The 13961-nt window shown below is 61.4% G+C and carries 7 protein-coding genes; 2 read left to right on the top strand and 5 right to left on the bottom strand.

All coding sequences use genetic code 11. The annotated features are described in order from the left end of the window. The coding region (locus BHC62_RS23930; protein WP_070996390.1) for a YDG domain-containing protein at positions 1–6264 on the bottom strand (6264 nt) is incomplete at its 3' end. Positions 6265–6481: 217 nt separating this feature from the next. After that, on the bottom strand, positions 6482–7108 hold the full coding sequence (locus BHC62_RS23925) for a response regulator transcription factor (RefSeq protein ID WP_029296507.1): 627 nt from the start codon (positions 7106–7108) through the stop codon (positions 6482–6484). 275 nt (positions 7109–7383) lie between these two features. Between BHC62_RS23925 and BHC62_RS23920 the strand changes: the two genes are divergently transcribed. Then, entirely contained in the window at positions 7384–7950 is a 567-nt protein-coding gene (locus tag BHC62_RS23920; protein ID WP_070996389.1) for a PQQ-dependent catabolism-associated CXXCW motif protein, read from the top strand. A 14-nt stretch (positions 7951–7964) separates the two neighbouring features. Beyond that, positions 7965–8630: a response regulator transcription factor gene (locus tag BHC62_RS23915; RefSeq protein WP_029296512.1), complete on the top strand. Its 666-nt coding sequence runs from the start codon at positions 7965–7967 to the stop codon at positions 8628–8630. A gap of 113 nt (positions 8631–8743) precedes the next feature. On the opposite strand, the gene BHC62_RS23910 is transcribed toward BHC62_RS23915, so the two are convergent. The 3 genes from BHC62_RS23910 to BHC62_RS23900 form a co-directional block, all read right to left on the bottom strand. Then, entirely contained in the window at positions 8744–11005 is a 2262-nt protein-coding gene (locus BHC62_RS23910; protein ID WP_070996388.1) for a PAS domain-containing hybrid sensor histidine kinase/response regulator, read from the bottom strand. Continuing rightward, on the bottom strand, positions 10974–12137 hold the full coding sequence (nosP, locus tag BHC62_RS23905; protein ID WP_070996387.1) for a nitric oxide-sensing protein NosP: 1164 nt from the start codon (positions 12135–12137) through the stop codon (positions 10974–10976). The genes BHC62_RS23910 and nosP overlap by 32 nt, the downstream gene beginning before the upstream one ends. Positions 12138–12377: 240 nt before the next feature. Further along, on the bottom strand, positions 12378–13553 hold the full coding sequence (locus tag BHC62_RS23900) for a porin (RefSeq protein ID WP_029296517.1): 1176 nt from the start codon (positions 13551–13553) through the stop codon (positions 12378–12380). Between the last annotated feature and the right edge of the window lie 408 nt (positions 13554–13961).

Raw genomic sequence — 13961 nt, 5'->3', positions numbered from 1 at the left:
GGCGCTGATATCGGCGCTCAGGCCCATGGGATTGCTGATGCTGTAGTTGCTCGCCAGGCCGCCGTTGCTGCCATTGACCAGGGTGGCGCCGCTGGCGGTTACGGTCTTGCCGATCCCCGCGTTTTTATCGTCGAACGTTGCACCAAGACCTGTCACGCCAAGGCTCTCAGAGCCCACCAGGCCATTCAGGACACCACCGCTGAGGGTCGCCGCGTTAGTGCCGTCATAGACCTTGCCGCCCGCTGTCACGCCAGTGAGCGTCAGGGCCTTGGCACTGATATCGGCGCTCAGGCCAGTAGGGTTGCTAAGGCTGTAGTTGCTCGCCAGGCCGCCGTTACCGCCATTGACCAGGGTGGCGCCGCTGGCGGTCACGGTCTTGCCGGTGCCGGCGTTTTTATCGCTGAACGTAGCGCTGAGGCCAGTGACGCCGAGGGTTTCATTGCCCACCAAACCATCCAACGCACCACCGCTGAGGCTGGCGAGGTTGTTGCCGTCATAAACTTTGCCGTTGGCCTGCATGCCGCTGATGGTCAGGGCCTTGGCACTGATATCGGCGCTCAGGCCCATGGGATTGCTGATGCTGTAGTTGCTCGCCAGGCCACCGTTGCTGCCATTGACCAGGGTGGCGCCACGGGCGGTCACGATCTTGCCGGTGCCGGCGTTTTTATCGCTGAACGTAGCGCTGAGGCCGGTGACGCCGAGGGTTTCATTGCCTACCAAACCATCCAACGCACCACCGCTGAGGCTGGCGAGGTTGTTGCCGTCATACACCTTGCCGTTGGCAGTCAGGCCGGTGATGGTCAGGGCCTTGGCGTTGATATCAGCGCTCAAACCCGTGGGGCTGCGCAGGATGTAGTTACTGGCCAGGCCGGTACCATCGGCCAAGCCGCCACCGCTGACGGTGACCGTTTTGGCATTACCGACGTTGGCGTCCAGGAACACCCCGGCCAATGTGTTGAGGCTCAGGGTTTCACCGCTGACCAAACCGCTGAGCACGCCACCGGACAAGGTGGCCGCCGTGGTGCCGTCGTAAATCTTGCTATTGGCGGTGATCCCGGAAACGGTCAGGGTCTTGGCGGTGATATCGGCAGTCCATCCCGTTGGATTGGCAAGGCTGTAGTTACTGGCCAGGCCGCCGTTGCCACCATTGACCAGGGTTGTACCGCTGGCCGTCACGACCTTGTCGGTGCCGACGTTTTTGTCCGCAAAGGTGGCGGTAAGACCTGTCACCCCGAGGGTTTCATTCCCAACCAAACCACTCAGCGAACCGCCGCTCAGCGTGGCCGAGAGGCGACCGTCATAGACTTTGTCGACAACGCTCATGCCGATGATGGCCAGGGCCTTGGGCGTAATACTGGCCGTGGCCGTGGCCGTGTTGTTGACGAAGGTGTAGTTGCCCAGGTCGCTGCCTGACAGGGTGATATTGCTGATCAGGACCGTCTTGTCATTGCCGGCATTCTTGTTGGTGAACTCGCTGGCGGCGCTGGCCAATACCACGTCATCCCCGCTGACTTTTCCGTTGATCGTCGCACCTAGGGAGCTGAGGGCGGCGTCGGTATTGCCGTTGTAGACCTTGCTGACGGCAGTCAGGCCGCTGATGCCGCTGATGACGGCCTTGGAAATGTCACCGCTCAGGCCGGCCGGCTGGCTGACCGTGTAGTTTTGCGCAAGCCCCGAGCCGTTACTCAAGGTCACACCGGCAACCGTCACCGCCTTGCCGACACCCGCATGTTTGTCCACAAAGTTGCCGATAGCGTCAAACCCCAGGGTCTGCGTGCCCACCAGGCCATTGAGGGTGCCACCGCTCAAGGCCACCGAAGCGCTGCCATCGTAGACCTTGTTCGCCGTCAGGCCACTGATGGTCAGGACCTTCTGGGTGATGTTGGCAAGCACCGGGCTGATGTCCAGAGGGTTTATGTTGTAGTTGCGGGCAAGGCCGCCGGCGTCGCCCAGGGCCACGTTGATCTGCACGTTTTTCCCGTTGGCGGCATTGGCATCGGCGAACTGACCGCTCAAGGTCATGCTCACTGATTCGCCAACCACCAGGCCACTGAGATGAGCAAACGGCTGGAGACTGACGGAGGTCGTGCCGTCATAGACCTTGCTGTCGGCCGTCAGGCCAGTGATGCTCAAGGCTCTGGGGGTAATATTGGCGCTCAGCGGGCTGCTGGTATCGAGGCTGTAGTTGCCTGCCGCGATGCCGCCCAGGCCCAGGTCAACCTGGATGCCAGTGCCGGCGTCTTTGCTGGTAAAGGCAGCGCTCAACGTCACCTTGTCGATGTCTGCGGCAACCAGCCCGAACAGCGTATGACCGCCCAGGGTGGCGACAGTGGTGCCGTCATACACTTTGTTGTTGACCGTGGTACCGGCCGTGCTCAGGGTGGCCTTGTTCACCGACAAGGTGCCGTCGATGTAGTTGATCGAATAGCCGAACTGCCCACCTGTCGAGGCAAGTCCGCTCAATTTCAGGCTGTAGTCGCCAGCATTGATCGCACCGACGCCAGTGCCGCCCAACACCAGTGAGCCGGTCAGTCGACTGTCGGCGTCAAGGTTTGGCGTATAGGCGCCGCCGAAGGCAGTGCCGTCGTAGGTTTTCGTGACGTCGCCAGCCACCACGTTCAACTGGGTCATGAAGCTGCGCAGCAGCGGGCCAGAACCACCGTTGTAAACCACCCAGGTCTTGTCCAGGTCCCAGCCGGCGTTGGAAAAGGTGGATAGGGTCTGGATTTGTGTTGTGGTCAGTCCACCGGATTGCGTCGGCAACACCATCCACTCGCCCTCGGCATAAAGCTGCCCCGTCGCGTTGGTGTCCCAGAAATTGCCGGAAGACACGGTATTACCGAAATTGGAACCCATGATCCCACCAGCGAACCCATTTCCCGAGCTAGCCGTCACCCGGCCACTGACGAAGTTGTTCGATAAGCTGCCGCCGTCCAGTTGCCCAACCAAACCGCCAGCCAAGTCAGCCGTTGCCGTCACAGAGCCGCTGAAATAGGAGTTGGAAATACTGCCCCCTCCTTGCTGCCCAACCAAGCCACCGGCATAGACCTCGGCTGTCACCGTCGCACTGGAGAAAGTGCCCGTCAGCGTCCCGAGGCTGTAACCGACAATGGAACCGGTGTAAGCCGCGCCGCTGATACTGCCACCGTCAAGCCCCAGGTTACTGACGCGTCCCGTCTCGGAGATCGCACCAAACAGCCCGTTATATTGCTGATTGCCGCGGTCAATCTTCAGGTTTTTGATCACGTGCCCTTGGCCGTCAAGGCTGCCCGTGAAATTTATCCCTCGATTGGCCTCGCCCAGTTGCACAAAAGTGCCATTCCACACATCAGTCGTTCCCGCCGTGGCCCCGGCGACGATATCGCGGCCCAGGGTGTATGTGGCGTTGCGGTCCATGGCCACCAACTGCAGTTGGTGGGCGTTGGTGATGGTCGTGGAATACTCGCTGGCCAGCATCGGCAGCGTGCCACTGCTGCCGTTGTTGATGCCGCTGCTGTCGGCATTGACCATCACCCAGGCATTGCCTGTGGCGCCGGGTGAAGCGCTGAAATTGAAGCCCTGGAAGCTGGAGGTCTGCTTCATTTGCGCGGAACTCAAGCCCACTGCGGCACCGGTACCTACATCACCGGTACTGACGTCGTTACCCCAGCCTGAAAGCCCTGGGTTGACAGTCATGTTGTAGTAGCCGCTGGTGACCGAACCACCGCTGTGCCGGCCAATCAGGCCGCCCGAAGCGGAACCGGTGACCTTGCCCACCGAATAGGCATTGACGATGGTGCCTCCGGCATTCAGACCCACCAGCCCACCATTGTTGGCCGTATTGGTGAGGGCGCCGGTCACCGAGCCGGTACTGTAGACGTTGCTCAAACTGCCCCGATTGGCGCCAACCAAGCCACCGTTGTACGCGCCGCTGCCGACCCCGTTGATACCCACATTGCCGGTGGCGTAGCTGTTGGTGATCTGCCCGCCCGAGGAGTTGTTACCCACCAGCCCACCCGCCGTGCCGCCACCGGTAACGTTACCCGTGGCGTAACTGTTGGTGATGACCCCCGTCGCCCGGTTGGCCGAAACCAGCCCCCCGTTGTACTGCGCGTTGGTCGTACTGGTGACATTCCCCGTCGCACTGCTGTTTTCGATCCGCCCCTCGTTGCGCACCACCAAGCCGCCCAGCCCCGCCCCGCGCAAACCGATCACATTCGCCGTGGAATAGCTGTTGCGCACAATACCCGTGTCGGTGTTCAACGAGACCAGCCCCGCCGCGCCGGCGTAGTTGGTCGACGTCACGGTGCCTGCGGTATGGCTGTTGCTGACGATACCGGTGTTGGTGCCCACCAGGCCGCCCAGTTGTACATAGTCGGTGCCGGTGACCGCACCGCTGGCGTAGCTGTTGTCGACCCACCCACGGTTGTAACCCACCAAGGCGCCGACGGCGTAGATCGACGGGAAGACATCGACCAGCGTGCCCGTCAACGCGATCGACACATTGGTCAACCCTACATTGCGCACCGCGCCGGTGGCACTCACAGCGCCGAACAAGCCGGCATCGGTGGTGGTGCGATTCATGCTCAGGTTGCTGATGCTATGGCCCAGGCCATCAAAGGTGCCGGTAAACTCGCCGCCTGCGACCGTGCCCAGGGAATCGAAGCCCTTACCGCCGTTCCAGGTAGCCGTGGCTGCGGCGTTGATATTGCTACCCAGCACAAAGTTGCCGCTCAACGCACCATTGATCCCTTGCAGGTCCAGGCCAGTAACGCTGCCCATCGCACCGAGGCTGGTGATCACGGTGTAGTCCACACGCGTGCCGTCGCTGCCTTGCCTGGTGCTGAAATTCTGCCCTGCCGCCAGGTTGACCGGGGCCTTGATATTGATGCTGCTGGTACTGCCCGCTGCGACTGCACCCTGGCCATATTCCACGGCCAGTTTGGCGCTGCCGGAGCCGAATATTTCCTTGTTGATATTGACGTTGTTATGGGCGGTCAGGGTCAGGGTGTTGGCGTTCCAGACCACAGTGTCGTTGACGTTGATATTGCCCGCGCCGGAACCGGTGGCGACGGTCGCAACGGTCATGTTGGTGGTTTTCAGCCGATCGCTGACAGCGGCCCCGGTGATGTCGCCACCGGTCGCGGCGATGGTGTAGTCAGTCGGGTCGATCAGCCAGTTGCCGGTCTTGCCCTTGGCCGCTGCCGTGGTGATTTTTGCGCTGTCGGCCACCTTGACATGGGCACCGGAGGTCTCGATAAACCCACCGTTGCCGCCGCTCGGTGCCGAGGCATCCAGGGTACCGGCCACTTGCAGCGTGCCACCGTCAAAACCGCCGAGCAGGACGATATTGCCGCCCTTCTCGCCCAGGGTATGGGCTTCGATCACCCCGGTGTTGTTGACCACGGTTTGCAGCAAGGCGTCGCTGGCCTTGGCGGTCATGATCACCTGGCCGCCGTCGGCCTGGATCAATTGGCGGTTTTCCACCAGGGCATTCTTGGTGGCTTCATCCACCTGTACGTTGAGCAGGCCGTCGCCGGCAAAGTCCAATGTCACCTTATTGCCGGCGGCCAGAGCCACGCTGCCCAGCTTGGCGGCGATCACCCCCTGGTTGCTCACGGTCCCGCCCAGCAGCGCCACCGCGCCGCCGTCGCCAGCCTTGAGCGTGCCCTGGTTGACCACACTGGCATTGTCGGCACTGCCTTTGCCCTGGAACTTATAGTTGCCGGCGGCAAAGTCGCTGTTGGTTATATCCAGGGTCGAGGCCACCAGGCCACCGACATCCACCGACGAGCCTTTGCCGAACAGCACGCCATTGGGGTTGACCAGGAACACCTGCCCATTGGCGTTCAGTTGGCCCATGATCTTCGAGCCATCACTGCCGACCACGCGGTTCAGGGCCACGGAGTCCTTGCCGGGCTGGACGAAGGTGACTTTCTTGTCGGCACCGATGTTGAAGCTCTGCCAGTCGATGGCGAGTTTTTGCGTGGTTTGGTTGATGACCATCTGCTGCTGGTCGGGCGTAAGGATTTGCCCATTGCCCAACACCACCTGACCACCGGTAGGCAAGCCAGATGCCAGCGCGGAGGCCGGCACCAGGACGGCACCGCCGAGTATCAGTGCAATCGCAAACTGCAAGGTGCGCAACGGGGCGCACAGCTCGCTATCTTCCACGTTATGAACCGCACCAACGCTACCGCGCTTGCCCTGTCGGCTGGCGTTTTCGCTGGCAACCACCCACGCGTTGAGGCTGTGATTCCAGATCACACTGAAAATGCGGTTCATGACTGAGGTCGTCCCTGAGCACTAAATGGCACGGTGCCATTACTTGTAGGACAATTCTGCATAGATACGATGAATTTGTAAGCGCCTTGGGATGATAAAACTCATTTAATCGAAGTTTTTTTCATATTTTGGATCCATTTTGGCCCGTTCAATTGAGCGCCAACATCAAAAGCATTAAGGCCATAATCTAACGCTATCAACCGCGATCAAATATTGATCATCCCGCGGCCCTGACCAGCCCCATATCAATCCCCACGTGCACCAGTTCGGCATGGGAGGTCACCTGTAATTTGCTCTTGAGCAACGTCAAGTGATTGGACACGGTCTTGCTGCTGATACTCAGCTGATCAGCGATCGAACGGGTGGGTGTGCCCTTGGCCAGCATCAGGAAAATCTCCAGCTCACGCGCTGTCATGCCCTGCAACCGATGATCGCCCGGATGGTAGGCCAGCTCGGTGGCCAGGGCCTGTTCGATATAGGTGTGGCCGTCGAGGATGCGTTGCACCGCTTCAGTCATCACCGCAGGCGTCGCGCCCTTGGTGATATAGCCCGACGCCCCGGTCTCCAGGGCCTGGCGTACCAGGGGCAGCTCATCGTGCTGGCTGAAAAACAACACGCGCAATTGCGGCAGGCGCTGGCGCAGGCGGCGGGTGGTTTCCAGGCCGCTGATGCCTGGCAGGCCGACACCGCTGATCACCAGGTTGGGCACGGCTTCCTGCACCCGCAGCAGCGCCTCTTCACCGCTGCCCGCCTCGCGGACTTCGACGCCCGGCAACAGCGGGCGCAATAGGCTGGCGTACCCCAGGCGCACCACCGCGTGCTTGTCCACCAGCAGGATATTCATGATGCATGCACTTGCATCATAGGAATGGGCGACGGTCGCGGGCCGTGGAGCTTGTCGACCCCGATCAGGCTGAGGATCAGCAAAAACGGCAAGAGCAGCGCCTTGAGAATTCGCATGATCGTACAACTCCTGGGGATGAGCGTTGCGTTCATGCTAGAGCCCCCAAGCGGCGGGTGATTTACTACTTTGGTACTGGTTTTGCTGTCTATCGTCGCATTCCCAAGGCAGCGCGACTGGCATGTAATGGGCGCATAACTATAAGGATCGTACCTGCCATGCTGCCCGCCCGACTGACCCTGGTTGCCGTGCTGTCGCTGACCCCGCTGTTGGCGGCTGCCGAGGCGCCAAGCGCGTTGTTTTCCCGCGACGGCTACCGCATCAACCTCTACCGCAGCCCTACCCCAGACCACTTGCCGGGCGCGACCATCGTCGATACCCAGGCCTTGCAGGCGCTGCTGGCACAACAGCCGCGCCCGGTGCTGATTGACGTTTACCGCCGGCAATGGCTGCACGGCCAGTTCATCGAAGACCAGCCCCACGCCAACCTGCCCGGCAGCCATTGGCTGGCCAATACCGGCGACGGCGAGCTGACGCCCGAATGGCAAAGCTACTTCGCCCGCCACCTGTACACCTACAGCGACGGTAACCTGGCGCAACCGTTAGTGTTCTACTGCCGCTCCGATTGCTGGTTGAGTTGGAACGCGGTAAAACGGGCCAAAGCCTTGGGTTATAGCGCTGTGTATTGGTATCGCGATGGCCTGGACGCGTGGGAGGCAGCGAAGCTGCCCGTCGCTGCGGCGCACCCTGAGCCCTTTGAGCTTGCCCCTGAACAACCACAATAAAAAGGTGAACGGCCATGTACAAAATTCTGATTGCCGACGATCACCCGCTGTTTCGCGAAGCGATCCATAACGTCATCAGCGACGGTTTTGCCGGTAGCGAAGTGATGGAAACCGCCGACCTGGACAGCGCCCTGGCCCTGACCCAGGAGCACGACGACCTCGACCTGATCCTGCTGGACCTGAACATGCCCGGCATGCACGGCCTCAATGGCCTGATCAACTTGCGCAACGAAGCGCCGACGATTCCGGTGGTGATTGTCTCGGCCGAGCAGGACAAGCAGATCGTGCTGCAGGCCATTACCTACGGTGCTGTAGGGTTTATCACCAAGTCCTCGCCACGGGCGCAGATGACCGAGGCGATCCAGCAGATCCTCAATGGCAACGTGTACCTGCCGCCGGATATCATCCGCACCCAGAAAAACCCCGGCCAGCGGCGCATGCACGATAACCCGGCCTTCGCCCCGGAACTGCTCCAGGCCCTGACCCGCAAGCAGTTGCTGGTACTCGAGCGCATGACCAAGGGCGAGTCGAACAAACAGATTGCCTACACCCTGGAAATTGCCGAGACGACAGTGAAGGCCCACGTGTCGGCGATCCTGCGCAAGTTGAATGTGCATAATCGGGTGCAGGCGATCCTCAGTGCCGGGGATATCGACTTTGGGTCCTACCTGCGGCGCTAAAGGTCTATGTGGGAGCGGACTTGCTCGCGAAAGCGGTGTGTCATTCAGCATTTATTTGACTGATCCACCGCTTTCGCGAGCAAGCTCGCTCCCACATTTTGATCGAGGCTGTGTCAGGGGCGGCCCAAGAGGTGGCTCATGGCGGTCTTGAGTTTCATCGGCCGTACCGGCTTGTGCATCAAGGTGTGCCCCAGTTCGCGGATCTGCTGTTTCAGCTCGTTGCTGTAGTTGGCGGTGATCATCATCGCCGGGATCGCGCTGGCCCGCCGCGCATTGATCCTGGCCACCGCGTCCACGCCATTGCGCTCGTCGTCCAGGTGATAGTCGGCAATCAGCAGATCCGCCTGGGCATGGTAGTTGTCCACCTGCCGCGCCAGGTCCTGCTCGGACAACGCCGTCACCACCTGGCAGCCCCAGCCTTCAAGCAAGGTGCGCATACCGGCGCAGATCGCCGCGTCGTTATCCAGCACCCACACCCGTGCGCCCTGTAAACGTTCCAGCATCGGCTCGCTCATCACAGGCACAGGCAAGGCCTTGGGTGCGCTGTTGCTCAGCGGCACCTGCACGCTGAACATCGAACCGCGGCCCGGCCACGAGCGCACGGTGATCCGGTGCCCGAGGATGCTGGCGATTTTCTCCACAATCGCCAGGCCCAGGCCCAACCCGCGATCCTGGTCGGGGCGTTGCACATCGCCGCGCTTGAACTCCTGGAAAATCTCCTCCAACCGCTCCTCGGCGATGCCCATGCCGGTGTCCCAGACCTGGATCGACAAGCGCTGATGCTCACGCCGACACCCCAGCACCACACGCCCGCTGTAGGTGTAACGGATGGCATTGCTCAACAGATTGCGCAGGATCCGCGCCAGCAACTGGATGTCGCTGCGCACCAGGGCCGAGCAGCCAATGAAATGCAGCTGCAAGCCTTCGCTGCGCGCCACTTGGGTGTATTCGGCGGCGAGGTTGTCCAGCAGTTCGCTCAAGGCAAACGGCGCGATATCGGCCTTGATCACCCCCGCATCGAGTTTGGAAATATCCACCAGGGTGCCCAGCAGGTTTTCCACATCCTCCAGGGAGTTGCTGACGTTGCGCACCAGGGTCTCGTTGGCCACCGGGTCGCGCCGTTCCAGCAAGGCGCCGGTAAACAAGCGCGCGGCGTTGAGCGGTTGCAACAGGTCATGGCTGACCGCCGCGAGAAACTTGGTTTTCGACAGGTTAGCCTGCTCGGCTTCCAGCTTGGCTTCACGCAGGCGCGATTCCACGCGGCGGCGCTCGTCGATTTCCTGCAGCAGTTGGTCGTTGAGCGAAGTCAGTTCCGCCGTGCGCTCGCGCACCCGCAATTCCAGGTTCTGATAGGCCTGATGCAGGGCCTCGGCGGTGCGCCGGCGCTCGGTGATGTCGCGGATCAGCACAAAGATCCCCACCACCTCGCCACTGGCCAGGCGGTTGGGCACATAGGAGCGCAGCATGTAGCGCTCCTGGTGATTGATGTTGGTTTCGGCGAACTCAAACGTCACGCTCTCCCCCGCCAACGCCTGCGCCACGTAGGCCTCCAGGCGTTGGTAATGTTGCTCGCTGTGGGCCTGGCGCAGGCTTTTGCCGAGCATCGCGCCCTGGGCCCAGCAATACCATTGCTCGTACACCTTATTAGTGAACTCGTAGACCAGATCGGCATTGAGGTAGGCAATCAACGCTGGCACATGGTCGGTGATCAACCGGATCCAGCGCTCACTCTCCTGGGACTTCTGCGCGACGGCTTGTTCTCGGCGCAGGGTCTCTGCCAGTTTGACGTCGGTGATATCGGTAAACAGAATCACCCGCCCGCCGTCCTGGGTCGGCCGTTCGCTGACTTGCAGCCAGCGCCCGTTATCCAGGCGATAAAACAGCGTCTCATCGGCGTGCCCGTGGGCTTCTTCGGTGAACAGGCCGTTGACCGTCATCAGCCGCTTGACCTCGCGCAGGCCCATGCCCGCGACAATCTGCACCGGGCTGTTGCTCCAGAATCCCTGGAAACGGCTGTTGAACAACACGATATGTTGGTGCTGGTCGAACAGCACGAAGGCATCGGAAATGCTCTCGATGGCATCGATCAAATGCTGGTGCGCGGTTTCTGCCCGCAGTCGTGCATCACTCAGTAGATGGTTGCTGGCCTTGAGTTCGGCCATGGCCTGGTTCAATGCATCGGTACGTTCGCGCACCTGCTCGGCCAGCACCACTGAATGCTGGAACGCCGCATAGGGGTCGTTGCCACGGGTCGCGCCCGATTCGACACGCTCGATCAGCGCGGCGTTGATCCGCGCCAGCTTGCGATTGTCCTGCTGCAGCGCGCTGATCTGCGCGCGCAGTTCAGCGCTGTCCAGGGGTTCGACCACGGGCAATGGCGACCCCGGTAAAGGTCTGGTTGATGTGCATGCCATTGAACTGCTCTCCGTAGGTGTTGAACCCGATCACCCGCTGCTCGCGCAAAAAGGCGCCGATCGGCTCCAGGGTGCCGTGGTCTTCCAGTTCCAGGCGCCGCAGGAAACAGTCGCAGCCGATGGTAAGCAACAGGTCGCCAAGACGCGCCTGCAGGCCGTCGAACAGGGTCTGCAGGTTGGGCAGGATCGGGCCTGGGGTCATGGCGGTAAGGACGATGCCGTTTTCCACTGCGCAGTAGAAACTCAAGCTCAGGTCATCGTGGACCTGCTGGATTGCGCGCACGTAGTACTGATCGTTGATGCGCACCGCCAACGGGTGGGCGGCGAAGATCCGGTGGTCAAGTTGCGCCACCGCCACGCCGATATGCCGCGCGTATTCTTCGGCGGCAGGTTCGGCATTGAGCTCAAACACCCGCCGCGAGGTGCTGTCGGCCCCCGTCACCACCAGTTTCTGCGCGCGGGGCAGGATGTGGTGGGTGGTAAACACCTCGAAATCCAGCCAGGTATTGACCAGCACCACGACGGCAGCGCCGCTGTGGAAGGCGCCGTCGAAATACACGTGGGTGTGGGTCAAGTGGTTGTCATCACCGGCCGAGCCACCAAAATGCGGGATATCGCCGAGCGCCGCGCTCAAGGCGGCGAGGACCATTTCTTCACGGCTGGAAAGGCCATCGAGCAGGGTCAAGGCAAAGCTGTTGCCCTTGATCGGCGCCAGGGTGTTGCTGCGACAGCCGCCCACCAGGCGCTCGACCATTTGCTGCGCGTCGATCAGGCTGAAGTGTTCAACCTGGTCGATCAATTCGGTGGCGATGGAAAAGTGCGCATGATCAAACCCCACCGCCGTCACGCAATTGCGCCCATAGCCCTGGGGCGTGATCTCGCCGGCGCTGGTGCAACCCACCACGCGCACGCCACCAAAGCGCTGTTGCAGGGCCTGGCCGAGGGCCTGCAGATCGTAGGTAGCCGAGCAGAAGAACAGCACAAACCCCAGGTACGGGTGCAACAACTGGCTGGCCAGCTCATCGGCCACCTGCCACGCCTCGCTGGCCTGGGACATGGCTGTGACTACGCCTTCGCTGTGCACCTGTTGCATGGTCACCTCCGCCGTTTAAGCTCAAGTGTACGAACGCGCGGGATGGCGACCTATGCTACTTGGGTACTGGGTCGGGGCTTCGATGGGATGAGAGTCTCCGGGCTGGCTTGTTTGGGAGATGGCTTTTGTGGGAGCTGGCTTGCCTGCGATCGCATCACCGCGGTGTAACTGATCCACCGAGGCGCCTACATCGCAGGCAAGCCAGCTCCCACACAAACCAGCGCCTATCTTTTGCTGGGTTTACCAGGTGAGCACCGCACCTACGGCAAAGGTATCGGTGTCTTCGTTCTGCGCACTGGTGTCGTGGCCGCTGATCTCGAACTGGTTGTACTCGGCCACCAGCTTCAGGTTGTCGTTGATGTCATGGAACAGGGCAATGCCACGGGTTTCATAATCCGCGCCGCTGCCGACCACGCCGTTGCCGTCGTCCTTGGTCTTGCCGTAGGACAGCGCCAGACGGTTCTTGCCCAGTTTGTAGGAGCCCTGCAACAGGTAGCCGTTGCTGTCGACATTACGCAGCGTGGCCTCACCCGCGTTGTTGGTGAAGAACGGGTTGATGCCCTTGGCCTGGAAGCCGGAACCGGTGAGCGACAAGCCGCCCATCTTCGCCTGCACGCCGTAGCCCAGGCCTTTGGAGGTCACCGACTCGACGGTGGAGTCGGTGTTGTCCGACGTCTGGTAGCTGCCATTGAGCCAGCTGTAGATCTTCGCCCCGCCCACGTCGAACTGGTAGGTGATCTCGCTCTCGGTGCGTGGGTTCTTCTGGTAGGCCTTGCCCAGGGCGCTGCTGTCGTTGGTATCGACCGGGTCCATGATACCCACGGCCACCCGCAGGCCTTCCATCACCGGGGTGCGGTAGGTGATTTGCGAGGTGGGGAACGGGTACGGGTAGCCGCTGCCGATATTGCCGAACGACACACCACCGCCGTCCACCAGGCCCAGGCTGTCGCTGACCTGGCCGTAACCGGCGAGGAGTTCATCGAGCAGGATATTGGAGCGGGCGAACAGGCCGAAGTCCTTGCCGATCAGCACTTCGCCCCACTCGGGGTTGGCCACGGTGCCGTAGAACTGACGGACGTCGATGGCGGTGTCGGTGCCGTTGGTTTCGCTGTCGTTGATGGTCACCCAGAACGAAGCACGGGCGCCGAGCTTGAGGTCATCGACCTGCTTGCCCATGTTGAAGCCCAGGTAGTTGGGCAAAAAGCCCATCTTCACCCGCGACTGGCGCCGGTCGTACTGCTCACCGGCCCGATCCACATCGCTGTTGACGTAGAAGGCGTTGATATAGCCATCGGTGGAGAATGTGGTCTGGTCCTTGTCGTACAGCACGATCTCGGCCTGGGCCAGCGAGCTCAAGCCGAGGCTGGCGATAAAGGCTGGCAACAGACGACGGGGGAAGTTCTTATTGTTATGCATGGCGCGCTCCGCGACGGGGGGTCTGGGTGTCGGAGGCGATTATCGAAAGGCCGGCTGCGCGGTTAAACGCTGCCTTGGAGGGGGATGCGCGGTGCTTTGGACGACAGCGAGGGCCCGCCACTTAAGGCTTACGCCGGTAGGAGCGAGCTTGCTCGCGAAGGTCGTTAACGATCACGTTGGGTATCTGACACCCCGAGGTGTTCTTGCTGGCGTAATCGCAGGCAAGCCAGCTCCCACAGGGGGATGCAGCTGCGCGCTCTGGCGTTGCTGTTGCTGTTGCTCTGCTTTTGATCTGGCTTTTGATCTCAGGCGCCCCGTCAAACCACGATGGCCGCAGGCAGGTATTGCGCAGTGGGCACCCCGGCATGGATGCCGGGGTAGCCGCGACACGGCCATGGATGGCCGATC

The sequence above is a fragment of the Pseudomonas sp. 06C 126 genome (genome assembly GCF_001855215.1).
Classification (GTDB): Bacteria; Pseudomonadota; Gammaproteobacteria; order Pseudomonadales; family Pseudomonadaceae; genus Aquipseudomonas; species Aquipseudomonas proteolytica.
This window is presented reverse-complemented; position numbering and strand designations above follow the sequence as displayed.